Below are 23,397 nucleotides of genomic sequence, written 5' to 3'. Positions count from 1 at the left end.
AACATGGCTTACATAAAGAAGAATCAGCGTATACTTATTGTCGAAGATGACACAGATATCGCGGAGCTGGTCATGATCTATTTGCAAAACCAGGGTTATGAGTCTTATACCGCCCAAACTCTCCAGCATGCGACTGTTCTGCTTGAAGAACGAGTTCCCGATCTGATTCTATGCGATATCATGCTGCCGGATGGAAACGGAACAACGTGGGTTCAGAGCGTCAAACGAAACACAGAACTGCCCATCATCTTTCTTAGCAGCCGGCAGGAAACGGAAGATATCATTCAGGGGCTGGAACTAGGGGATGATTATATCACCAAGCCATTCGATCCGGATATTATGGTCGCCAGAGTAAAAGCGCAACTAAGGCGTTCGGTCACGAAGACCAACACCTCGGCAATTGCCAAAGACAATGTATATCGTGACGGCTGGCTAGATTTGCACTTTGGTCACTTTGAAGTCAAGGTAGACGGCAAGCTCATCAGCCTGCCTGCCAAAGAACTTCAGCTTCTTTTCCTCATGGCAAGTCGTCCGGGGCATGTGTACAGCACAGAATACTTGTTTGAACGCATATGGGGGCTGGATAACTGGAGTGACGTTCGAACCGTTATGGTCCATATTCATAACCTCAGACGCAAAATCGAGAATCCTTCCAGCTCCCATCGTTACATAACAACTGTACGGGGGATGGGCTATAAATTTCAGACACGGCTGGATTGATAAATTCGTCTCTTATAAAAAGGGGCTGTCTCAAAAGCCCCTTCTAATCCATCCTATGACAATGCCAACATTGCGTTCATATCTTCTTCTGCCGTTGTAATTAACTTCAGACCAAACATATCCACGAGTACATCCAATACCCCTTCCGATATAAACTCAGGTGGTTTCGGTCCAATCCGAATGTCCTGAATGCCGAGGCTGAACAGGCCGAGCAGGATTGCAACTGCTTTTTGCTCAAACCAGGACAGGACAATGCTGACAGGTAACTCGTTCACGGTACAGCCAAAAGCATCCGCTAAAGCCATTGCAATTTTCACCGTAGAACCGGAATTGTTGCATTGACCCAGATCGATATAACGCGGTATACCCGTGTCTCCAACCGTACCATAATCCACATCGTTGAAGCGGAACTTACCACAGGATGTCGTCAGAATTACAGTATCATTCGGTAAGGAAGTCGCGAGTTCACGATAGTAGTTGCCCCCTTTGCCTGGTGCATCACATCCTGCAATAACGAAGAATCGACGAATATGACCGTCTTTCACCGCTTGAATAATCTCAGGCGCAAGTCCAATCACGGTCTCATGATGGTATCCTGTCGTTAAGACTTGCTCCGACTGTATATTAGCCGCAGGTAGTGACAATGCACGTTCAATCAGCGGTGAGAAGTCATCATCCATAATCTTGGCAACACCCTCCAGACCCGCCACTTCGTATGAGAAAAATCGGTCTGCATACGTACCTTTGATCGGCATGACACAGTTGGTGGTTGCGAGAATGGCACCCGGGAATTGTTCGAAAAGTCTTCTTTGATCGTACCACGCTTTGCCGATATTGCCCTTAAGATGTGCGTATTTCTTCAACGCCGGATAACCGTGCGCAGGCAACATTTCCGAGTGGGTATAGATGTTGATTCCTTTCCCTTCAGTTTGACGAAGCAACTCCTCCAATGCATACAGATTATGTCCCGTCACCACGATGCACTGTCCTTCAATCTGGTTCTGGCTAACCGTAATCGGTTGCGGTACACCAAAGCGGTTCGTGTGCGCACGATCCAGCACATCCATAATACGAATTGCTGCATTACCTACCTTCATCGCCATCTCCAGATGTTCCTGCACATTAAAATTCGAGTTCGTTAATGTCATATATAATGCCTCATGTGTAATCCGATCCACCTCAGGATCAGAATATCCCAACTGGCGTGCATGTGTCGCATAAGCAGCGATGCCTTTTAACGCAAAAATCATCGTATCCTGCAAACTTGCGATTGTTTCGTTTTTGCCGCATACCCCAACCACGGTACACCCGCCACTCGGCGTCTGTTCGCACTGATAACAAAACATATGGTTTCCCCTCCAAACTTAGATTAAACGCAGTTCGTTATGTAATAGCGTAACAGACCCTGATATGAGCTAGTGTGATGGTGCACACAGTTTCTGATCCAACATCAATATATGGTTCTTCAGACTATCATCCAAACTGACTGGAAATAATAACATTTGAAAAAAGGCATATCTCGGATCATTATGAAAAATACTGTGTACAGCTAAAAAACGTATAAATCCATAATCTTAAAAAAATACGAAAATGAAACGATTCTAGATTTTGCCCGTAAGGGTAATACACAGAGAAATCTAATATTCAAGGAGCTGGTCAATTGCAACATTACAGACACAGTACGGAGGAAACCCTTCAGGATGTGCAGAGTTCCTCCAAGGGACTCACGACCTCCGAAGCTGCCAAGAGAATTGAAACCGAAGGATATAACGAGTTAAAAGGTAAAGATGCAACACCAGTCTGGAAATTGTTCCTCGAAAATTTCAAAGACCCGATGGTCATCGTGCTGATGATTGCAGCCGCGGTACAGGTTGTACTTGGACACCTGATTGAATCGTTGATCATATTCCTGGTTATTTTGCTCAATGCGGTAATCAGCGTAGTGCAGACCAAAAAAGCCGAGAGTTCGCTCGACGCGCTGAAACAAATGTCTGCACCCGAAGCCAAGGTCATTCGTGACGGGCAGAAAAAGACCATTCCAGCGAGGGAACTCGTTCCCGGTGATATTGTTATGCTGGATGCAGGTGATTATGTCCCGGCAGACGGACGTATTCTGGAATCAGGAAGTTTGAAAATCAACGAAGGCATGCTGACCGGAGAGTCCGAAGCTGCGGAGAAACACGCCGATACCATCCCGGATGAAGCTCCAATCGGAGATCGTCGCAATATGGCCTTCAGTGGCTCACTGGTCGTATATGGACGGGGCATGCTAGTCATTACAGGAACGGCTCTCAAAACCGAAATCGGCAAAATTGCCGAATTGATTGAAAATGCCGAAGCCAAGAACACGCCATTACAGCGCAAGTTGGAATCATTCAGCAAAAAACTGGGCTTTTTCATCCTGGGGTTGTCGATTCTCATCTTTGGCATTGAAGCCGGTCGGGTATGGTTGACCGAAGGTACGGAGAATATAGGACCATCCATCGTAAATGCACTGATGTTTGCCGTAGCTGTTGCGGTTGCTGCCATTCCTGAAGCACTTTCATCCATTGTGACTATCGTATTGTCACTCGGAACAAATAAGATGGCCAAACAACATGCGATCATTCGCAGACTGCCTGCCGTTGAGGCGCTCGGCTCTGCCAGTATCATCTGTACGGATAAAACAGGAACACTAACTCAGAATAAGATGACTGTCGTCGATTATTACATTCCCCATGGCACCAAGGACGAATTCCCCGATGATCCCGATCAGTGGTCGGAAGAGGAACGACGTTTGTTACATATTGCAGTGCTCTGCAATGATTCGAATATTAACCAGGAAGGCAAGGAATTGGGTGATCCAACCGAAGTGGCCCTCATTGCCTTCAGCAACCGGGTGAACAAGGATTACAATGAAATCCGTGACCAGTTCCCGCGTGAAGCCGAGCTTCCTTTTGACTCGGATCGAAAGCTCATGAGTACGGTGCATACATTCGAGGGACAGACGGCTTTGCTGACCAAAGGTGGACCGGATGTGCTGTTCAGTCGCTGTAGTCATGTATTTATCAATGGTGAGGTTCAGCCCCTCACACCCGAGATTCGCACACAGTTTGAAGAAAAAAATGAGGCATTCTCCAAACGTGCCTTCCGTGTGCTGGCCTACGCGTACAAAAAATTCGATGATAAAAACCAGGTCACCATTGATGACGAGCATGATCTGACACTTGTTGGTCTGACAGCGATGATTGACCCACCGCGTGAAGCGGTATACGGCTCTATTGAAGAGTCCAAAAAAGCGGGCATTCGCACCATCATGATCACCGGAGATCACAAAACGACAGCTCAGGCCATCGGTGTGGATATCGGCCTTGCCGAACCAGATGATCTCGCCATTACAGGTGCTGAACTGGACAAAATGTCCGATGAAGAGCTGGATCAACAACTCGAACATATCTCGGTTTACGCAAGAGTATCACCTGAGAACAAAATCCGGATTGTGCGTGCATGGCAGCGTAAAGGCAAAGTGGCAGCCATGACTGGAGATGGGGTTAATGACGCACCAGCGCTGAAACAAGCCGACATTGGTGTAGCGATGGGTAGCGGAACAGATGTCGCCAAGGATGCGGCTGCCATGATTCTGACGGACGATAATTTTGTCTCCATCGTGAATGCGGTCAGTGTTGGGCGGATGGTATTTGATAATATCAAAAAAGCCATTGCATACCTGTTCGCCGGTAATCTTGGCGCCATTATCGCCATTTTGTTTGCCTTGATCGTCGGCTGGGTTAATCCATTTACGGCCCTTCAGCTGCTGTTCATCAACCTGGTGAACGACTCCCTGCCTGCCATTGCTTTGGGTACTGAGAAACCTGAGCCAGATGTCATGCGACGTAAACCGCGTGATATTAACGAAGGCATCTTCGCAGGCGGAACCCTGCAGGCTGTGATTACGCGTGGTGTCCTGATTGGTGCGGCTGTTATTGTGTCCCAATATATCGGACTTGGTATCTCGGAGGAAATCAGTGTGGCTATGGCCTTCACAACCTTGATTCTCGCACGCAGTCTGCAAACATTTGCAGCACGTTCCAATACACAAACCATCTTCCAGGTGGGCTTCATGACCAATAAATTCGTGCTTGGTTCCATTCTGGTATGTCTCTGTCTCTATGCAATCACACTAATTCCAGGTGTTCGCGGCGTCTTCGCTATCCCGGATACATTCGGCTGGAATGAGTTCTTGATAGCAGGCGGACTTGCTCTTGTCGCCGTCATTCTGATGGATGTCATCAAGTGGATTCGCAATCGCGGCAAACAAGTTACTGCGGCATAAGATCTGCAGATATAACATGCACAAACAGGCGCCCGTTATCGGAGCGCCTGTTTGTTTACATTTTTTTACAGAGAAAAAGAGTACACTACACCAACCAACAGATGGACAGGATAAGGATACATAATCCCCAGGATACCGAGGGGATGGTCGCCGACCAGTTGAACTTTTCTTTCCCTTTTGAACCATTTGTTAATCCGGATGCTATCAAAGCCACTCCAATAATTAAGCCGATCTGGGCAAACAACAACAAAAATCCTTCTACCATGTAGATTACTCCCTCACATACTCCGCTATCGATTCGAACATGTTCTTCGGTGGATCGGTGTCTGTCGCCGTGTGTGGGCTGCTGCTGCACAGCATTCCGGGAGTCTCGGTCGAGGAAGCTTATCATGTGGTGTATGCTTGTCTGTTGCTCGTCTGCGTTGTTTCACTCGGGTTGACCGTCCGGCATAGCAGAGCTTCACGCTCAGGCATTAAACCTGTTACATTGGACAATTGATAATTGATGTTAAAAGTTCAGAACAAAAAGGCTTGCGTCAAGCGCGAGCCTTTTTTAGTTTGGAACAGAAATGCCGTTTTTTTTAAAAGTAGATCACTCAATGAACTTGAACTTACCGGTTACTTTCCTGGTTTCATCCTACAGCAGCATTCTAACTATTTACCGTCCAGTGCGAACTTCCAGGCCTCCATTATGCTAATTGGGGCTTTACTGCTGCTCTCGCCGTCACCTTCCTGCGTCCAGAGTGGTGGATAATACGCAAATACTTGTCCTGTCTGGAGCTGAGACATATCCTCTTGCCAGCCTTTCCAGCGAAAGGTCTGATAGAACTGCCCCAGATCGCCATTCGCCAGCCAGTTGATGAAACCTGAATATGCCAGTTCTGTCGATTCCCATTCGAGTGTATCCGGTGCAAAATAATAAATGTGTCCCGTGCAGCCATACTTGCCTGTATCCAGTCCGAAGAAACCGCCTGCCGCATCATATGCAACGACCATCATACCTTCCAGTACATCTACCCAAGGTTGCTCACTTACACCATTCCAACTGGTGAGACTCCCCGATGTACTGTCACCACCCGCACCAAGCAGCGTGATCCAGCCATGGTCCAGTACAATACCTTCTGTCTCATAAGCAACAGCCCCCAAATAGGATTTGGTGCTTATTTGCAGACGATAGAGGGTATCCTCTCCAGCCTCTTGTTTTGCTGGAACATACACATATGTATTTTGCCCACTATCCAGGAGTTCCTTGAGTTCTTCCCATGCGTGATTCTCCCGATCTACTAATTCAGCTATCGTTAATGTATTCATGAGCAGTCTCCTCGCTGATTTTATAAGAGCATATCATGGGTTATTAACCCGTTCAAATCTGCTATAATCTATCTTCAAAGCTAAATTCAAGGGGGAAACGATTTGATTCGCATAGTTATACTTATGATTCCGATTCTGATGGTGCTTGTATCCGGTTGTCAGAATCATACATCTGCCATGGAGGAACCCGTTTCTGTTCAAAAGTCTGATCCCCAAGTCATCCATTACATATCACCCCAAGGAAACGACTCGAATAAAGGAACCATTCAATCTCCTTGGAAAACGTTGCAGCACGCAGCCGACCACGCTTCGCCAGGAAGCACGATCTATTTGCGTGAAGGTGTCTATCATCAGAAAGTCAAAATCACAAGGAGCGGTAATTCTTCCGCTAATCCAACCCTATTTTCAAGTTATCCTCAGGAGCAGGTTATCATTGATGGTAAAGGTTTATCTGTTCGGGGCATTGAGGGGTTAATTGAAATTGAAAATGCCAGTAATATCACGATTCAGAATCTCGAAATTCGTAACTTCACGACCACACTCGGGGGCCAAGTTCCAACCGGGATCTATGTCCACGGAGCAGGTGAGCATATTCAGCTGTTAGGCAACACCATACACGCGATTGCTAATTACGCAACTCCTGAAGGTCCCGATTTACGGGGCAGGGATGCCCACGGTATTGCCATTTATGGCACAGAGCACCCTCAAGCTTTACGCGATATCATCATCAAGGATAATGAATTGTATGATCTTACACTTGGTTCAAGCGAGTCACTCGCAGTCAACGGTAATGTTGATACCTTTGCCATACAGGACAACATCATCCATGATTCCGATAATATTGGTATTGATCTGATCGGGTACGAGGGTACGTCCGAGGACGACACATACGATCAGGCTCGGAACGGCATTGTACGAGGCAACGAAGTATACGATATTACGTCCAATAACAATCCCTCCTACGGTAAAGACCTGCCCAATGATACCAACTCGGCGGGCGGCATCTATGTAGATGGCGGGAAAGATCATATCATCGACCAGAACCGGGTATATCGGAGCGATATCGGAATTGAGATTGCCTCAGAGCATGCCGGACGTTCAACCAGCAACATTACCGTGCGTGATAACCTGATTTATTCCAACAGATTGACGGGTATTGCCATGGGAGGTTATGACGAGGAACGAGGAGCTACCGAGGATAGCAAGATTATGTACAATACACTTGTGGGGAATGATACCCTGAATGCAGGCAATGGACAGTTATTCATGCAGTCACGGACAAAGAACAATACGTTCATGCGTAACATTCTCGTATCGGGCAGCTCGGAAGTACTGATATACAACGAATATACTAGCAATACCGGCAATGTGTTTGACCATAATGTTTATTACTCACCAGGTGAGCAGGAAGATGCCCTGTGGGTTTGGAAAAATAAACCCTACTCCGGCATCGCCGCCTACATCAAGGGATCTGGCAATGATGCACACTCCATATATGTGAACCCGGCATTTATGAATGAACCGAGCGAAGATTTTCGTCCTCAGGCGAACTCTCCGGCTAAGGCGTATGGTTACCTTGCTCCACGGTAAAATAACTCTAAGGACACCCATCTCAAGTCAGTCATTCTGTTCCATACAAATAAAAGGAGCTTGTGCATGTGGGATCATCTCCCTCATCATGCACAGGCTCCTTTTTGCTTTCTTTTGATGCAAACCAATTCTTAACTTCTTACCGTCTGAGCTGCATGTGTCACCCGGTTTCGTCCTCCGGTTTTGGAGGCATACAGGGCGTTGTCCGCTCTTTGGAACAAAGACTTTTCCGTATCTTCCTCTACTATAGTGGCCGCACCGATACTCACAGTAATGTTATATTCACCCCAGTCGGCTGAAGCAACCTGTGAACGATATCGTTCTGCAATACCGATCGCCTGCTCCTCTTCACAATCATGGAATAACTGCCTTTCTTCCGCGTTTTATGCGCTCGTTAAATAATCCTTAATCATTCGGATGGTTTCTTCCGGTTGACTTAGATGCGGATAATGTCCTTTAGCCGTCATCTGTTGCAACCTGCTATTCTTCAGATGAGCGTGTAAATAATCCCCTACTTCTACCGGGGCAATGCTGTCATCCGAGCACTGAAGAATCAATGTTGGCACAGTTGCCTGTTCCAGATCAATACGACAGTAGACATCCCGATATGCGCCTGAGTCCGGAAGAAGCCACCGTAGCTTTTGTCACCGTGATGGATGGATTGGATGTACAGCTCGTGTATCAGACACGACAATCCTATGAACAAGCTTTGGCGATCACCTGGAATGTCTTCTGGTCAGGCATCCAGCGTTAACGGATCAATTACGATGAGACTACACAAATAAGAGGGGCGTCCCACCAGCCATGTTGATGACTTTTGGGACAGCCCCTCTATTTCTTTATTTCACAGTTAGGATCACACGTTGATAATGCTTCAACTGATGCTCTCCATCATCCTGTACTTCGGCAACGATATGAAGAGTATCACCCGATTTGGCATCGTCAGGAACGGTAAATGTCACCGCTTCAGTGTCACTGCCCTGTAATTTTATCGTATCCACCTGCTCATCCTTGGCAAGTTCCCGATGTAATCCAAGCTGCAGGTCACCCGCCATTTCAGGCTGAACTTTGTTCGGTGTTACTTTGGAATCCTCATAAGTGTCCGCTTCGAAATATCTCCACCACGTATAGGTCAGTTGATCTCCATCCGGGTCTTTACCCTCCGCGTGAAGAGTAACTTCCTCCCCAGGACTAACACTTAGATCCAACCCTTCCTTGATCGTTAATGACGGATTATGGTTGGCACCTTCGTAAGTGTCTGCAACTGCCCAGTCTGCACGTGCTGCAAAATCATCCTGCACATCGTCAAACCATCTCATCAGAGAGTATTCGGCTTCATAGCGTTTGGTGTACGGATCGTAATCAAGCACATTGTTTCTAAACAGCTTGTCGTTCACAACGCCAAAGCGTCCACCCCAACCGCCGTAGGAAGGGTCTTCCATACTGCGCAGCCCATTATCGATCAGATAAAAGAAGGATGGAGAATCACCCTCAGATATAAAATCGTACTTGTCATATTGTGGGTTGTTCTTGAGATATTCAGCACTTCCCCGCTGTTCTTCGGCTAGTTCGCCTTTGATCATTTTGCCGTCACCCATCGATGCATACATATCCATCAACTTGCCATGTCCGTTCAGAATATTCTTGACCATCCAGTCGCCATGAAGCTTACTGTTCACTTCTTCGGCATGCATCTTCCATGCATAGGCAAAATGCCAGAAGTTCGATTGGTCGTTGAGAATGCGGATATCCGGCCAATTCTTCGCAATGTATTCGTTGTAGCTGTCATCCTGATCCAGAATGATATACAGGACCAGTTTGTCGCTTACTTTTTTGCGGATCGTCTCCCACTCAGCCGTGTCTTTATACTGTTCCTCAATCGATTTCAGCGCTCGGGCTGTGGTATTGGTACCACCCCATGTCTGAACAATCAGGTCTCGGGAATCATCGTCGAGGAAAAGAGTTTCGAGGAATTCGGAACCTTCGGTTTCCTTCTCCATCTCCCCTTTATCGGAAATATTACCGATCTTGGTCATCGCTCGAAGCTGTTCCGGCTCCGGGTACCCATCCGCATGTTTGGACAAGTTTGGGTAGATCTCGCCATAGGCATCGATCATGTCGTATATCCACTGTGTGCCTGTCCAGCGGAACGGTTGGATCCCCGCTTCCTCGTCTCCAGCATAATGATACACCGAGCTGGTCAGTACAATTCCGGCAAGGTCCATCTCATTCGAATATAAGAGGAAACGAATGACGGAGTTCATATCATCCACTTCACCGTCGGTTGTAATCACTGTTCTGCCTTTGGCAGCTTGGTTGTTTGCAGGTTCCTGGGTTTCATTCTCTGTCTGTTCTGTCGACTGATTCTGTGTGTCACTCGCGGTTTGTGGCGCTTTGGATGCGCATCCACTAATCACCAGGATGATACTGAGACAACCTGCGGCAAAACCGTTTAACCATTTTCTCTTGTTCATAATGCTCCCCTTTCTTCTGTACAGCGTGATGTTAGTTGGGTTGGATAAAGTACGTCCTCTGTTTTTCTATCCTTAATATGGACCGTAGAATGTAAAAAAACCCGAACAACATTATGAATGGAACAAAGTCCACGCATAGTGATGTTCAGGTTTTGCCTGCCCGAAGCAGTAACAATCCTTATTTGAGTGAAAGTATACCATGTCCACTCATGAATGTAAACGCATTCAAATGTTTTTTTTGAATTTATCTTTGATATAGTATAATGCTTATAGCCAAGAATTAAACGAATCGGCATGTTACTACTACCAATGTTATTAGGAGGACTCAGACATCATGCAACAACTGGGTGCGGCCTTGAGCCGTTTTGTGGAACAGCAAGATTTATATAATGAAGCTTATGGACTTTTCAAAAATCATGATCTGCGTCCCCGCGAACAACATCACCAGCCGGAATTGGATACACGAATACCTCTTTCTCCAGAACTACAATATCTGTACAGTCATTATGAAATGATGGATGCGGAAGGTACACTCAAAATGAAAAATGCCGCCGTCGAAATCGGTGATGCCGCACTGATCTCCTTTGTCGCACCTGAACATCTGCTTCGTCAGCAACTGGGATTCCGCTGGATTGGCATGAATGAACCTTATGAGGAGTCCCCCACTTGGCCAAAAAATCACGTCGTCATCGCAAACTTTAACGATGATCCGATCATTGTAGATGTGGAAGCACCGAACTCTCCTGTATATGCCGCTTTTACAGGTGGAGAACCAAACCGTGTTGCTGATTCGCTGTCAGACTTTTTCAGTGCACTAGCCATCCTGATTGAAGCGGCGCGCACCTATGCGGGAGAAGTAAAAGATGAAGAAACCTATGAAACCAAGCCCGAGTATCTGGAGCATGTGGAACCTTTATTGCAAGATCTGTTGGGAGAAGAGTATACCGCTCATCTTTTTGAGTATCTGTCCTTTTGTTAAAACGGTGAATTGAAGGAATTGGAGGGGCGCCCATATGATCTATGTGGCTTTGCTACGAGGCATTAATGTAGGCGGGAACAATAAAATCATTATGAAGCAGCTGAAAGAAACGTTTGAACAAGCAGGCATGCTCGATGTCGTTACATATATCAATTCTGGCAATATTATTTTTGCCGATCATCAGGAACGTGCCGATGCGAATGCGGAGTTATCCCTTGTGTTAGAGCAAGCTATTTCCGCCGATTTTGGTTTACAGATCAGGGTAATGGTGCGGAATATGGATGAAATCCATAGCGTTATTCAGGCGCTGCCAGAAGAATGGGTTAATGATGACACGGCCAAAAGTGATGTGATGTTCCTCTGGGATGAGATCAATGAGCCCTCCGTGCTGGACAAACTGCCTATCAAACCGGAAATCGGCACACTGACCTATGTTCCCGGAGCCATTTTATATTCGGTCAGCAGAGAAGATGCGTCCAAAAGTGGTATGAACAAGCTCGTAGGGTCCAAAGTCTATGCTTATATGACCGTAAGAAACGTGAATACCACACGTAAGATCTATGCCCTGATGCAAGCAGCAGCAGAGAAATAACTCGTAACCAGCACAATGGATAGTCAGTTATGAATCTTCCAATTCATATGAAAAATAAAGCATGCAGAAAACATCCTTATGGATGTCTCCTGCATGCTTTTTGCCATGAAAGGAAACTATTTTACCCACTGTGTATTAGTCAATTAGAATGCGTCTGCGAGATTGATCATCACCAGGACGTTTCGGAATCTCGAGCTTCAGCACACCTTCTTCCAATTTGGCCTTAATGTGCTCCTCATCAATATGATCAACATAGAATCGCCGGATAAATTCGCCGGAACGGCGTTCCTGCCGTATGATTCGATTGGAGTCATCCTTCTGCTCCACTACATCATTACGTTTGGCCCGAATAATCAATTCATTGCCTTGAACCTGAATGTCTATGTCCTCTTTGGCAATGCCCGGAAGCTCGGCTTCTACCGAATATTTGTCTTCTTCCTCACGAATGTCGGTCCGGAATGGCTGGGAGCCAGTTCCAAAAGGGGAGAGGAATGAGTTCTCAACCATGTCATTGAAGGATTTCAGCATGTGTCCGAACGGGTCTTCATTTCGTTTACGAAACGGAATCAGATCAAACATGAAAATCAGCTCCTTTTGTGTGGTTGGTTTATTGGTGTTGCTTACATTGATTATTATAATACCCTTGCAAATAAGGCTCAAAGTCCGTAAAAGACGAAAAAAACCGATTTCTTTTCATCATGGTTCACTATTTTAAAATAGATCCTTTTTTCTTTTGTTTTGACCTTATTTGACTTTCTGACTTTGTCTGACTATAACGAATGAATGGCGTCCGCTGCAGTATTGGATTGATTTTTCATCACTCCCAGCATCATGATTGCCAGCAAGAGTACTAGAACAGCTACGAGCATAAATGGAACATGTTTGTCCACCTGATAGAGTGTTGTTGTAAGTAAAGGCGTTATGACGGCGGATATCCCCTGAATCGCTGCTACCAATCCCGCGGCACCTCCCTGCTGTTCTTTGCTTACTGCCAGCGAAGCACCTGCCATAAACCCCGGCATCATCAGACCTGAACCCATGCCAAACAGGAAAAACGAGAAATAATACATGGATAACACATTGAAGGCCAAAAACAGGATCATGCTTGCGATCAGAAAAAGGGACCCGAGCAAAATCATCGGACGTGGCTGCCACTTCAACCACTTCATCTGAATGACCTGCATGATCAACATCGCTGCTCCAGAGAACATGAGTCCAAACGAAACCATTCGAGCCGTAGCCGCCGGGGATAGAGACAGTTGATCCTGAAAATAAAATCCTCCGACAACCTGTAATGTCATGATGCCCATCATCGTAACCAACCCTGCAGCAAGGTACATTCGTAAACCACGTTGGAACGGGTTAACTTTAGGCGGTTTTACCTGAATGACCGGTTTGGCTACCGGGATTAACAGCAAGGCAATAATAAACGCAGCGATCGCTATAAAAATGCCAAAATAAAGCGGCCAGAGCAGACCGATTAGGGTAAAAGCTCCTGCAATCGCAGGTCCAAACACAAGGCCAAGTCCATTCGCAGCACTGATCATCGCCATCCCGCTTCCCCGCTCCTCCCCTTCTGTCACATCACCCATATAGGCTTGGGCAGAAGACAGCACCGCCGGAATGAACATGCCGATCAGACTGCGTGTCACAATCAGAAGAGTTAACAACACGCCCCCTCCGATCCATGCATTTAATCCCCCATACAAGGCCATAGCAAATAATGCACAGCTAACAGACATGCCTATGAATCCAATCAATATGATGGGTTTTCTGCCCTTCAGATCACTTAATCTGCCCCATACCGGAGCCATGACAGCCATCATAATGGACCCGAGCGAGATAATAAGACCGGAATGGCTTTCTTTCATGCCCAACTCGCGAATAAGTGGTGGCATAATGGGTGCAATCAGCATCAGACCCAACATGGCTGCAAATACGCTAAAAAAAATACTTCCTCTGATTCGATTCATGCTCATACACTCCTCTATATTTCAGTACAGTATCACTGTACCTGGAGTATACAAGGCTGAGAGAACCTTCACTGCCTCTATACGGAACCATTCACGGCAAGACGGATTATTAATACATCTTTTTCATCTCAGAAGGCTTCACGCCGAATTTGCGATAAAACTGTTGCGAAAAAGCACTGACATTGCTGTAACCGACCGCAATTGCGGCCTCGGTAACGTTGTTATTCTGATTGCGCAGCAGCTTCATGGCGTTGTCGAGACGAACCTGACGCAAATATTCGAAGACCGTGCTTCCGAAAAGTGCCTTGAATCCTTTTTTTAATTTAAAATCGTTAAGCCCCACTTGTCTGGACAATGCTAGCAAGGACGGAGGATCTACCATGCAAGCCTCCATAATCTCCCGTGCCGTATGTAACTTCCGGATATCCTCTCTGGAGAATCCCGCGGGGATTGGCGCCAGATCAAACAGTTGGATCATAAATCGATTCAAGATCTCCAAGGCTGTCGCTTCCATGATTAAGGATGATCGATAACTGTTGTTTAATTCTACAATCAGACTATCAATCATCGTTCGTATCCGGTTATCCAGTTGAAATATAATCGGCTTGAACATCTTTCGTCCTAATACCTGTTTAAAACCAATGGACTTGAAACTTCCCAGTTGTGCCGCAGCAAAATTGAACAGAGAAACCGGAATCCCCAACGAAAAAGAAGTATACAGCTCCCTTGCCGGAGGATGAAACCACGCTTCGAAATCATGCATAAAAATAAGGGCCCCTTGCCCTATTGATAATGAATAATCCTGACCGGATATATCGACATGTCGCTCTCCTGACAAGGCAAATTGCAACTCCACGATGGGCGTCTTTGATGCAAAATACGTAGGATAAGGCTGATGGTATTCTACATGAGAACATAGAATCTCGATACCACTGTATGTGGTCACTCTCTTTATACTTCCACTGCCCGCCTTGGCGGAGAGCAAGTATGTATGTTCATCTTGCTGACTGTAGGGGTCCCGGGTTAAATAATACTGATACATGACGCCTAATGCATCATCCGTACGCATGGTAGTCACCTCGCCTATAACTTGATCAGACTTGTCAGTAAAAGAAATTGCGGTAGAATTAATTGATAATGATTCTCAATTAATTCTACCGCAATTTCTTTTTTTCGGCTAGTACCGTGACAGAATTGTTACCCTTTATTCATTGATCCTCTAGGAATGTCCACGCCTAACCCCAGGTTAGTGTGGTCGTCCCAGGGGGGGTAACTTTACATACTTTTCGCGTAGTATTTCACCAAAAAGATGCCCAGTCCAATTTGCAAAATGAACACACTTGCCAGTACAGTCACAACAATCGGTTCTACACCGATCAGACTAAATACAACTGTCACAGCCATCAGAATATAAAAAATAATTATGTTTGTTTTCCAACCTGCTTTTTCCTTTAATCGTATGCTGCGTTCATCATGAACATCAATCTTCTTCTGTCTCAGCCGCTCCGCATACATTTCCTGATGGGAAGACTTGTTCAACCAGAGCGCCTGCAACGTATATCCCAGTCCTAGAACCAGAAGAACTGAACCTGCGCCAATCAACAAACCCGAGACTCCGTTGAAGGCTTCACCTTTCAGAACAAATCCACCAATACATATCGTTACCAGACCTGTCAATGCCAGTAGAAAATATACCCACTTGCTGCTCGATCTCATCGTCTTACTCCTCCTCGTAAATGAAGATTTCTTCGATACTCATTCCAAAATAACGAGCAATTTTGAAAGCAAGAATAATAGAGGGATTGTAACGGCCATTTTCCAATGATCCAACGGTCTGTCTGGACACCTCTAAAATATCCGCAAGTTCTTCCTGCCTGATCCCTTTTTTCTTCCGTAATTCTTCCAGTCTGTTTTTCAATAGCGGTTTCCTCCATGATGGAAAGTTAACTTTCCATAAATATATCAAGATGCCCCTTACATGTCAAGCTAACTTTCCATTCTATACAAAATTAAACCCATCAACGAAAACTGTTATTCACACAAGGGATAAAAGCACTGCACTTTTACATAACTCGTCTTGCTTTTTACCATTGCTTAACGTTTCTTTCTTATACTGAAGCAGTTGTACAACTCATTACACACGAAACGATAAAGGGGATCTGGAACATTGAAAAAGAGAAATCAATGGCTTGCCATTCTGTCGATGACCGCCATTTTTAGCGCAGGAGCCACCAGCTACACATCAATGGTCCATGCCACTGACGCAACTAAACCTGCCAACGATCATGTCTTACTGCGTACAGCCATCCAAAATATGCAAGGTACGGTCACATGGAACGGAAGCAGTCGCAGTGTTGATATCCAGATCGCAGATACTAAAGTACAACTTCCTGTAGGGACGTCCTCAGCAACCATCAACGGTGTGAAAACTCCTTTGGACAGTAAAAGCTACATCACTAAAGGTACAACGTATGTATCTTCCCAAACGCTAAAATTAATTACGGATCAATTGATCCTTAAACAAAATAAAACCGGTTTTGAACAGACCGCATCCTTTCAGATGCCTGGTGGCAAAGCAGAAATATCAGCCTCCACGCCGGATGGTCAACGCCTGCTTGTAACCGAGGCAGACAATGGTAGCATTGCCATACTGGATATTGCTGACCTGAAAAACATCAACGTATTGAAGACAGTCAGCTTCCATGACCTCTCTGCTCAAGCTGAAGTCACCAGTGTAACGGTATCCAAAGATGGCAAATACGGTCTTGCTGTTATTCGTACAGGGGATACGGACAGTGAAGCAAACAAAGGATTGCTTGCCATTGTGGATCTGACAACCTACAAAACCGTCAAAACGTATGAACTCGGTATTGGTCCTGACTCGATTGCACTGTCACCTGACGGTCTGCATGCAGTGATCGCCATAGAGGACGAAGAGCTGAATAAAACTGCCGATGAAATTGACTACGCCAACACCAAACGTCCGGGTAGTATTATGGTCGTATCTTTTGCTGAAGGGAATGTATTGGAAGGTGAAATCACCAACTTGCCGGTATCTCTGGACAATGTAGAAGGCGCCATCTATCCGCATGATCCACAACCGGAGTATGTTGCCATTAGTTCAGATAACAAAACAGCAGCCATTACATTACAGGAAAACAATGTCGTTGCTATCGTAGATTTGGAGACAAAAAAGATCAGCTCAATCTTCGCTTTGGGTACTACTTCACATCAAGCGGATCTGAAAGATGACGGTATCGTTCAGTTTACAGAGACGTTGACGGCTCGTTATGAACCGGATGGGATTGCTTTCTCGGCAGATGGTAAATACCTGCTGACAGCTAATGAAGGGGACTTGGGCAAGAATGAATTTGAGGATGGTGTAAAAGCAGGCGGACGTAATATTGCTGTCTGGGATCTGCAAGGCCAGCGGATGTACGATAGCCAGAACCTCATTGACGAGGCAACGGCCATGATTGGCTTGTATCCCGATGATCGTAGTCCCAACAAGGGAAGTGAAGTGGAGAATTTGACCGTTGCTACTGTAGACGGCACAACGTATGCTGCTGTAGCTTCCGAACGGGCAGATGCCATTTTGTTCTTTGATCTTGCTGATCCGGTCAATCCAGACTATCTGGGTCTGATCCCTACAGCCGGAGAGTCGCCGGAGGGAATTCATCGTGTTAACGGACGCAGCCTGTTTGTGAGTGCAGATGAAAGCACCGGAACGCTTAGTTTTTTTGCCAAGAAATAGTTCGAGCACCCTCGGTATTCAAAAACTGAAATGAGCGGTTTCATACTGTATTGAGTAGGAAGGGGCGAAGAGCCCCTATCCTCCCATACTGTTGTATCCACACCATTCCGCGTATCCACAACTAGTGGTTCCAAAAGTTAACGAGACTTCATATTTTCCAATTCCCGCCTGTTCCGCTCTACTTCCTCTTGTAACACTCGTACTTCCATCCTTAATGCGGATACTTCCTCTTTGACGCCAGACCTCTTCATCACAAGATAGAAAACCAGATATAATACGAGGCCCATCATAATAAAGAAAATCAATAGCGTTATAATCCCAGCAATACCAAAATTACTAACTCCATCCATGATATACGTTTTCCCCTTTCCCATATCTTATTAATTTATATTTACAACAATACCATATTTAAGTATAACGAACAGTACAAAAAGCCAAGAGAGCATGCTCCCTTGGCTTTCAATTTATCTATATATACCTTCCTATCCGGTGATCCTTATTCCCAGAAGAAACGACCTGCGAACACTTTTTCCGTCAACAGTTTATATGTTTCTTCAGGCAATTCTTTTTTCATCTTTGCCATAACGGCTTCTTTGCCTTGATTATATTGTGTAGACATGCCAATCTCTGCCGTTGTGTTGCTTGCATCCAGACGCATGATTGGGGCTTGAGCATCTTTCGTCCAAGGTGTCCATGCCGCCAGATCAGGGGACCCACCCGTACCTGGATTGCCTGTGTACAAGAACTGCTTCAGATATGCTGCCATCGCGGTGGACAACTGATCACGTCCTGGTTTGTTTGTATCGCTAAAGTACCCTTCAGGGAAGTAAGCAGCAATTCCGTCTGCGTGTCCTGTATAGAAGTCCATATCCGCACCATGTGGTGCGCCCAGTAACGTGAGCAAACGCTCAGAGATGACCCCAGGTTGTGTGCCCCATGCAAAACGATAAGCATATACCGGCGGCTGACCTGCTTCACTTGTCAACTGTTCCGCTACACGCTCTGCATTAAAGCCTGCATAAGCTTCGCTACCGTATTTCAACGCAGCAGCATATTGCTCCGCCTTGGTTTTATCGGTAAACAGGGTTTCATCCGTGATGGATGGAGAGAAGTTTGGATCACCGAAGGCAAAGCCAGAGAACTCCGTTTCCAGGCTGCCCAGCAATACAGGTACTTTTTTATAATTGCCGTTATTGATGGCGTCAAAGCCTTCTTTTGGAATCACAGTGCCATCACGGAACAGATGCGGGAATGGTTCCATACGGATTGCGGTTGCACCAAACGCTGTGACCAGCTTGTCGGCAGGCAGTGCACGCAGGTAGCTCTCCAGCTGTGCCTGAGATTGCTTGCCAATCCATGCTTTTGCTTCTTCTGCGGTAGCCGCTTTCCCCTCTTGCACGAGTAACTTCACAAGTACATCCTCGGATTTTTGCTCGCCTTCTTCCGGTGATGCTGTCGTTAATCCTCCGCTGAAAGCAACTGCTTTTTGATACAGTCCTTTGCCAAGTGGAGAGATCAGGGTTGCCAGCACATCACGTGCACCCGCAGATTGTCCGGCTAATGTAACATTGCCTGTATCTCCGCCAAAACCTTCGATATTATCCTGTACCCACTCTAGTGCACGGAATGCGTCAAGCAGACCGTAGTTACCTGAGTCATCCAGGGCATTGCCTGTTTTCAGCGCAGCGTTTTCGAAGAATCCAAGGGCTCCCAAACGGTAATTCACTGAAATGATAATGCTGTTGGTGCTCCGTGCAAGCTGTTCACCTTGAAAATCTTTACCCGATCCGGTCATATTCCCGCCGCCGTGCAGGAACACCATAACCGGAAGCTTTGAACTCGTTGTGTCGGGACGCCAGATATTGAGATACAATGAATCCTCGCTTCCCGCTGTAGTCTTGCCGGAGATCTGCAAGCTGTTCGCTGCAAATTCCTTAGCCGATCTCGTTCCTGTCCATGCTTCCGGTTCTTGCGGAGCTTTCCAGCGCAGTTCACCTACCGGAGGTGCCGCGTAAGGAACACCGAGCCAGCCGAGCGTGCCATATTGCTCATAGTTTTTGCCATCAATCGCGCCATACTTGGTCTGTTGCACCGTTTGAGGTTGGAACGCCCCAGCTTCTTTATGTTTCAACCAGCTCTGTTCCAAGGTTCCACTGCCATTCTTGAGCTGTATCTGCAAAGCCTGTGCGGTTGCCTCGGCCATCAGGCGATTGGTAAGTTGACTCGTTCCCTTCCCTTGAAGCGCCTTGATTCCTTTACCAGCCGCATAGGCAGAAGCTGCTCCCTGCTCATAATCCGTGCCCGCTTCATATCCAAGCACCTTCAGCAGCATTGCGGCATATCCTTCCGCTGTAAGTGGTGCATTAGGTTCAAACTTCTCCGTTCCTGTTACAATCTCAGCCACATACGGATGCTGCTTCAAGTAACCAACGACCGGTTGTAATACTTTGCCTGCCTGAGCCGCATCTTCATACGTTTCCGATCCCTGATAGGCGAGTGCTTCTTTCTCCAATCCGGACAGACGCAAGTAAAGTACCGCGGCCTGAATGCGTGTAGCCTTTTTGTTCAGATACGCCGCATTAACACCTTGACCGCTGCCGCGAATAAGCTCCGATTGGATCAACTTGTCCATCGCTGCTGAAGAAGAAGATGCTGTATTGCCTGCTGCATAAGCTGGTAGAGCGGATACACATAACCCCAGAAGTGTTGCTACAGCAATCGAACGTTTAATGGTTTTCATGTCATAAATCTCCTCGCTGTCAAATAGTGTGTGATGGGATAAGTTCATTGGAATATCCATTTGAGATGCGTATCTAAGAATCAGTATTCCAATGTCTGGATGAGTCTATATCTCTATTTAGGAAAATTAAATCTGCTGCGCTCCTTTCTGCTCGAAATATCTGCTACGGCGCTTGCGGTCATGCCATCAGGCATTTTTTTATATAAAAAAACCTGAACCGAAGGCAGACAGACATCGCTTTAGCGTGGTCTACTGCCCTCAATTCAGGTTTTGCCTGCAATCAGTAACAACCCTGAGGAATGAGGTTCATTCCATATGAAAATGTAAACGCAATCAATCGTTTGATGAACAAAGAACCAACGAATGAACTGACACAGGTATTGCCCTGAAACACGGTTACAATCCTGTTGTTATGGTGATGTTAGCACAGAATGAAAGCGTTCGCAACATCTTTTTTATCGTCATTATATAATTTCTGACAGGGGTAACATTAAAAAACCGCATTCTCATGCGAATTTAAACTCAACTTACAACATGATGCTCTAAAATACTGTCTCTTAATTCGTCGACTCCTCATTTTGTCCAGTTTACCTGAATTCTAGCACCCTTCACTAATCGTAAATTTTACATATAGTTAACCCATTTCATACGTTAGTTTAGCAATTGTTGTATACACTTGGTTTGGGATACCAAACTATACATATATTCTAGGAGGATGCATTCATGTTAAACCGGTTTAATGTCCGTGCAGCCAAAATGATGCTTGCGGTGACAACGATTGTTACGGCTACACTCGGAGGAAGCAGTGCAGCGTGGGCTGTGGAAGATACCACCTCAACGACATCTGCATCACCGATTAAAAATGTGATTATTCTCATTCCTGACGGTATGGCTAACGACGCCACTGCTCTGGCTCGTTGGTATAAGGGCTCGTCCCTGACGCTGGACTCCATGGCAAGCGGCATGGTTCGGACACATTCCGCCGATGCCCCGATTGCGGACTCTGCTCCAGCAGGAACCGCTTTTGCAACAGGTTATAAATCTCATACCGGATATGTCGGTGTACTGCCGGACAAGGCTACAATGCCCGGGCAAAAGGCGATTGCCCCTGAAGACGCAAGAAAACCGGTCGCATCCGTACTGGAAGCTTCCAAACTGGCTGGTAAAGCAACCGGTATCGTAGCCACATCCGAGATTATGCACGCTACGCCAGCAGACTTCTCTGCTCACTACCCGGATCGCAAAAATTACGATGCGCTCAGCAAACAGCAAGTCTACAATGGCATGGATGTTGTATTGGGTGGGGGTAGCAAGTACCTTGAGCCAGCGGGGCGAAAAGACGGCGAGAATCTGGTTCCCTCCATTAAGGCACTGGGTTACGATTATGTAACTACATCGGCTGCAATGAAAGCATCCGATTCAAATAAACTCTGGGGCATATTCGCTCCCACGAGCATGGCTTACAATATGGACCGTGACCCTGCAAAGCAGCCAAGCCTTGCCGAGATGACATCCAAAGCTATCGAAGTTCTGTCCAAAGACAAAGACGGCTTCTTCCTGATGGTCGAAGGCAGCAAAGTGGACTGGGCGGCTCATGCCAATGATCCGATTGGTATTATCAGTGATGTGCTGGCATTTGATGATGCCGTAAAAGTAGCGATGGATTTTGCCAAAGCCGATGGAGAAACTGCCGTTGTGGCTGTTACGGACCATGGTAATGGTGGACTCACCATTGGTAACAACGCAACTAGCGGCACGTACGATAAAGAGCCGTTGTCTACATTTATCGGACCTTTGAAAAAGGCCAAGCTGACAGGCGAGGGCGTTGAAGCGAAGCTGAATGCCAAGCGCACAAACATCAAAGCAGTGATGAAACAGTACTATGGCATTACCGATCTGACTTCCGAAGAGATTGCGACCATTAAAGCGGCCGAGCCGGGCAGTCTTAACTATGCAATCGGTCCAATGATCAGCAAGCGTGCTGGAATCGGTTGGACAACCGGTGGTCATACAGGTGGAGATGTCGTACTGTACACGTACGCTCCCAACAATGACCGTCCATTCGGTGTGATTGACAACACGGATGTCGCCAAATATATGGCACGGGTACTGGATCTCGATCTCGACAGCGTGAGCAAACAATTGTTTGTACCTGCCAAACAGGCATTTACAGCCAAAGGCGCGACGTACAAACTGGACCTGACGGACGCCAAAAATCCGAAGATCCTCGTAACAAAAGGTAACACCAAACTGGAACTGCAAATCTACAAAAATATTGCACTGGTAAACGGCAAAAAGACAACTTTGGAGGGTGTCATTGTCTATAACGGTGTAGAAGCATTTGTACCACAGACGGCCGTTGATCTGATTCAATAATTCGTTAGAACTACGGAACCACAAGGAGATTACACCATTTGGCTGCCGAATATTTCGGCAGCTATTTCATTGTTTACTGATAAGGAGTAGGTTCCTGCTAACACCTATCGTATAATGAACGTAACAAAAATACATATCATGCAAGAAAAAGGAGAGATTCACCCATGTTGATCAAATTAAACTGGGTCACGCTGAGGGTTAGTAATTTGGAAGCTTCACTCGGGTTCTACCACGACATGCTTGGACTCCCAATTCAGCGCAGATTCGAAAGCCGTGGACGGCAGATTGCCATGCTCGGCATGGAGAATGAAGCCAAGCTGGAACTGATTGAGGGCAGTGAATACATTCTTAAACCAGAAGCCGGCGTGTCGATCGGTTATGAGGTTAACTCTCTGGATGAAGCCATGGAACGATTGGCAGAACTGAATATTCCGATTGTACGCGGCCCCATCCAGCCCAATCCGCATCTGCGGTTTATTTACATTACAGATCCAGACGGCTTCGAGGTACAACTCGCAGAGCATGTCTAATTAGGCGACCGTACATAACTGTGCGGTTCACGATGATCAGTTGGGT

At 46.3% G+C, this 23,397-nt stretch carries 21 protein-coding genes and 2 pseudogenes; 10 read left to right on the top strand and 13 right to left on the bottom strand.

The window, feature by feature from the left end; all coding sequences use genetic code 11:
* The first annotated feature begins 3 nt into the window (after positions 1–3).
* On the top strand, positions 4–720 hold the full coding sequence (locus J7E78_RS11800; RefSeq protein WP_215076376.1) for a response regulator transcription factor: 717 nt from the start codon (positions 4–6) through the stop codon (positions 718–720).
* A 53-nt stretch (positions 721–773) separates the two neighbouring features.
* Here the strand turns inward: J7E78_RS11800 and hcp are convergent, their stop codons facing one another.
* On the bottom strand, positions 774–2,066 hold the full coding sequence (hcp, locus tag J7E78_RS11795; RefSeq protein WP_215076375.1) for a hydroxylamine reductase: 1,293 nt from the start codon (positions 2,064–2,066) through the stop codon (positions 774–776).
* Between the two features lie 314 nt (positions 2,067–2,380).
* On the opposite strand from hcp, the gene J7E78_RS11790 reads away from it, so the two are divergent.
* Entirely contained in the window at positions 2,381–5,032 is a 2,652-nt protein-coding gene (locus J7E78_RS11790; protein WP_215076374.1) for a cation-translocating P-type ATPase, read from the top strand.
* A gap of 85 nt (positions 5,033–5,117) precedes the next feature.
* On the opposite strand, the gene J7E78_RS11785 is transcribed toward J7E78_RS11790, so the two are convergent.
* Positions 5,118–5,297: a hypothetical protein gene (locus J7E78_RS11785; protein WP_215076373.1), complete on the bottom strand. Its 180-nt coding sequence runs from the start codon at positions 5,295–5,297 to the stop codon at positions 5,118–5,120.
* A gap of 57 nt (positions 5,298–5,354) precedes the next feature.
* Here J7E78_RS11785 and J7E78_RS11780 point away from each other — a divergent pair, with 57 nt between their 5' ends.
* Positions 5,355–5,531, top strand: a complete 177-nt coding sequence (locus tag J7E78_RS11780; protein ID WP_215076372.1) for a hypothetical protein — start codon at positions 5,355–5,357, stop codon at positions 5,529–5,531.
* Between the two features lie 155 nt (positions 5,532–5,686).
* Here J7E78_RS11780 and J7E78_RS11775 read toward each other — a convergent pair whose 3' ends face one another.
* Positions 5,687–6,343 carry a DUF2625 family protein gene (locus J7E78_RS11775; RefSeq protein WP_215076371.1) on the bottom strand — a complete coding sequence of 219 codons (657 nt, stop codon included), beginning with the start codon at positions 6,341–6,343 and terminating at the stop codon, positions 5,687–5,689.
* Between the two features lie 177 nt (positions 6,344–6,520).
* Between J7E78_RS11775 and J7E78_RS11770 the strand changes: the two genes are divergently transcribed.
* Positions 6,521–7,933, top strand: a complete 1,413-nt coding sequence (locus J7E78_RS11770; RefSeq protein WP_251034993.1) for a right-handed parallel beta-helix repeat-containing protein — start codon at positions 6,521–6,523, stop codon at positions 7,931–7,933.
* Between the two features lie 131 nt (positions 7,934–8,064).
* Here J7E78_RS11770 and J7E78_RS11765 read toward each other — a convergent pair.
* Both J7E78_RS11765 and J7E78_RS11760 read right to left on the bottom strand, forming a co-directional pair.
* Positions 8,065–8,280, bottom strand: a pseudogene (locus tag J7E78_RS11765) (diguanylate cyclase domain-containing protein); the annotation flags it as partial.
* A 36-nt stretch (positions 8,281–8,316) separates the two neighbouring features.
* Positions 8,317–8,526 (bottom strand): annotated as a pseudogene (locus J7E78_RS11760) (alpha/beta fold hydrolase); the annotation flags it as partial.
* On the opposite strand from J7E78_RS11760, the gene J7E78_RS11755 reads away from it, so the two are divergent.
* A complete protein-coding gene (locus J7E78_RS11755; protein ID WP_215076369.1) occupies positions 8,490–8,687 on the top strand; it encodes a hypothetical protein in 198 nt (65 codons plus the stop codon). The pseudogene J7E78_RS11760 and the gene J7E78_RS11755 overlap by 37 nt on opposite strands.
* A gap of 85 nt (positions 8,688–8,772) precedes the next feature.
* On the opposite strand, the gene J7E78_RS11750 is transcribed toward J7E78_RS11755, so the two are convergent.
* Positions 8,773–10,407, bottom strand: a complete 1,635-nt coding sequence (locus J7E78_RS11750; protein ID WP_215076368.1) for a DUF1593 domain-containing protein — start codon at positions 10,405–10,407, stop codon at positions 8,773–8,775.
* Positions 10,408–10,741: 334 nt separating this feature from the next.
* Here J7E78_RS11750 and J7E78_RS11745 point away from each other — a divergent pair, with 334 nt between their 5' ends.
* Together J7E78_RS11745 and J7E78_RS11740 are read left to right on the top strand one after the other, a co-directional pair.
* Positions 10,742–11,386, top strand: a complete 645-nt coding sequence (locus J7E78_RS11745; RefSeq protein WP_215076367.1) for a hypothetical protein — start codon at positions 10,742–10,744, stop codon at positions 11,384–11,386.
* Between the two features lie 34 nt (positions 11,387–11,420).
* Entirely contained in the window at positions 11,421–11,978 is a 558-nt protein-coding gene (locus J7E78_RS11740) for a DUF1697 domain-containing protein (protein ID WP_215076366.1), read from the top strand.
* Positions 11,979–12,113: 135 nt separating this feature from the next.
* Here J7E78_RS11740 and J7E78_RS11735 read toward each other — a convergent pair whose 3' ends face one another.
* The 5 genes from J7E78_RS11735 to J7E78_RS11715 form a co-directional block, all read right to left on the bottom strand.
* Complete coding sequence (locus J7E78_RS11735; protein WP_215076365.1) at positions 12,114–12,557, bottom strand: Hsp20/alpha crystallin family protein; 444 nt, start codon at positions 12,555–12,557, stop codon at positions 12,114–12,116.
* Between the two features lie 191 nt (positions 12,558–12,748).
* Positions 12,749–13,951 (bottom strand): MFS transporter, encoded by a 1,203-nt coding sequence (locus tag J7E78_RS11730; RefSeq protein WP_215076364.1) that lies wholly within the window; start codon positions 13,949–13,951, stop codon positions 12,749–12,751.
* A gap of 109 nt (positions 13,952–14,060) precedes the next feature.
* On the bottom strand, positions 14,061–15,020 hold the full coding sequence (locus J7E78_RS11725) for a helix-turn-helix transcriptional regulator (protein ID WP_215076363.1): 960 nt from the start codon (positions 15,018–15,020) through the stop codon (positions 14,061–14,063).
* Positions 15,021–15,226: 206 nt separating this feature from the next.
* A complete protein-coding gene (locus J7E78_RS11720) occupies positions 15,227–15,667 on the bottom strand; it encodes a hypothetical protein (RefSeq protein WP_215076362.1) in 441 nt (146 codons plus the stop codon).
* Positions 15,668–15,671: 4 nt separating this feature from the next.
* Complete coding sequence (locus J7E78_RS11715; protein WP_215076361.1) at positions 15,672–15,869, bottom strand: helix-turn-helix transcriptional regulator; 198 nt, start codon at positions 15,867–15,869, stop codon at positions 15,672–15,674.
* 249 nt (positions 15,870–16,118) lie between these two features.
* Here J7E78_RS11715 and J7E78_RS11710 point away from each other — a divergent pair, with 249 nt between their 5' ends.
* Positions 16,119–17,705, top strand: a complete 1,587-nt coding sequence (locus J7E78_RS11710) for a choice-of-anchor I domain-containing protein (protein WP_215076360.1) — start codon at positions 16,119–16,121, stop codon at positions 17,703–17,705.
* 137 nt (positions 17,706–17,842) lie between these two features.
* Here the strand turns inward: J7E78_RS11710 and J7E78_RS11705 are convergent, their stop codons facing one another.
* Together J7E78_RS11705 and J7E78_RS11700 are read right to left on the bottom strand one after the other, a co-directional pair.
* The gene (locus J7E78_RS11705; RefSeq protein ID WP_215076359.1) at positions 17,843–18,055 is read right to left on the bottom strand and encodes a hypothetical protein; all 213 of its coding nucleotides are present in this window, start codon (positions 18,053–18,055) and stop codon (positions 17,843–17,845) included.
* A gap of 146 nt (positions 18,056–18,201) precedes the next feature.
* Complete coding sequence (locus J7E78_RS11700) at positions 18,202–20,445, bottom strand: carboxylesterase/lipase family protein (RefSeq protein ID WP_215076358.1); 2,244 nt, start codon at positions 20,443–20,445, stop codon at positions 18,202–18,204.
* A gap of 723 nt (positions 20,446–21,168) precedes the next feature.
* On the opposite strand from J7E78_RS11700, the gene J7E78_RS11695 reads away from it, so the two are divergent.
* Together J7E78_RS11695 and J7E78_RS11690 are read left to right on the top strand one after the other, a co-directional pair.
* Positions 21,169–22,821 (top strand): alkaline phosphatase, encoded by a 1,653-nt coding sequence (locus tag J7E78_RS11695; protein ID WP_251034981.1) that lies wholly within the window; start codon positions 21,169–21,171, stop codon positions 22,819–22,821.
* Between the two features lie 164 nt (positions 22,822–22,985).
* Complete coding sequence (locus J7E78_RS11690) at positions 22,986–23,351, top strand: VOC family protein (protein ID WP_215076357.1); 366 nt, start codon at positions 22,986–22,988, stop codon at positions 23,349–23,351.
* The last annotated feature ends 46 nt before the right edge of the window (positions 23,352–23,397 follow it).

The sequence above is a fragment of the Paenibacillus polymyxa genome (genome assembly GCF_018614975.1).
In the GTDB taxonomy this organism is placed as follows: domain Bacteria; phylum Bacillota; class Bacilli; order Paenibacillales; family Paenibacillaceae; genus Paenibacillus; species Paenibacillus polymyxa_E.
The sequence above is the reverse complement of the archived record's forward strand: the minus strand, read 5'-3'. Positions and strand labels throughout refer to the sequence as shown.

Bases quoted from the DNA above. Each gene is read 5' to 3' on its own strand.
- J7E78_RS11735 (WP_215076365.1), bottom strand. From the start codon at position 12,557: ATGTTTGATCTGATTCCGTTTCGTAAACGAAATGAAGACCCGTTCGGA.
- J7E78_RS11725 (WP_215076363.1), bottom strand. From the start codon at position 15,020: ATGCGTACGGATGATGCATTAGGCGTCATGTATCAGTATTATTTAACC.
- J7E78_RS11730 (WP_215076364.1), bottom strand. From the start codon at position 13,951: ATGAATCGAATCAGAGGAAGTATTTTTTTTAGCGTATTTGCAGCCATG.
- hcp (WP_215076375.1), bottom strand. From the start codon at position 2,066: ATGTTTTGTTATCAGTGCGAACAGACGCCGAGTGGCGGGTGTACCGTG.
- J7E78_RS11700 (WP_215076358.1), bottom strand. From the start codon at position 20,445: ATGAAAACCATTAAACGTTCGATTGCTGTAGCAACACTTCTGGGGTTA.
- J7E78_RS11775 (WP_215076371.1), bottom strand. From the start codon at position 6,343: ATGAATACATTAACGATAGCTGAATTAGTAGATCGGGAGAATCACGCA.
- J7E78_RS11750 (WP_215076368.1), bottom strand. From the start codon at position 10,407: ATGAACAAGAGAAAATGGTTAAACGGTTTTGCCGCAGGTTGTCTCAGT.
- J7E78_RS11695 (WP_251034981.1), top strand. From the start codon at position 21,169: ATGTTAAACCGGTTTAATGTCCGTGCAGCCAAAATGATGCTTGCGGTG.
- J7E78_RS11690 (WP_215076357.1), top strand. From the start codon at position 22,986: ATGTTGATCAAATTAAACTGGGTCACGCTGAGGGTTAGTAATTTGGAA.
- J7E78_RS11740 (WP_215076366.1), top strand. From the start codon at position 11,421: ATGATCTATGTGGCTTTGCTACGAGGCATTAATGTAGGCGGGAACAAT.
- J7E78_RS11755 (WP_215076369.1), top strand. From the start codon at position 8,490: ATGTTGGCACAGTTGCCTGTTCCAGATCAATACGACAGTAGACATCCC.
- J7E78_RS11800 (WP_215076376.1), top strand. From the start codon at position 4: ATGGCTTACATAAAGAAGAATCAGCGTATACTTATTGTCGAAGATGAC.
- J7E78_RS11720 (WP_215076362.1), bottom strand. From the start codon at position 15,667: ATGAGATCGAGCAGCAAGTGGGTATATTTTCTACTGGCATTGACAGGT.
- J7E78_RS11770 (WP_251034993.1), top strand. From the start codon at position 6,521: ATGGAGGAACCCGTTTCTGTTCAAAAGTCTGATCCCCAAGTCATCCAT.
- J7E78_RS11785 (WP_215076373.1), bottom strand. From the start codon at position 5,297: ATGGTAGAAGGATTTTTGTTGTTGTTTGCCCAGATCGGCTTAATTATT.
- J7E78_RS11745 (WP_215076367.1), top strand. From the start codon at position 10,742: ATGCAACAACTGGGTGCGGCCTTGAGCCGTTTTGTGGAACAGCAAGAT.
- J7E78_RS11705 (WP_215076359.1), bottom strand. From the start codon at position 18,055: ATGGATGGAGTTAGTAATTTTGGTATTGCTGGGATTATAACGCTATTG.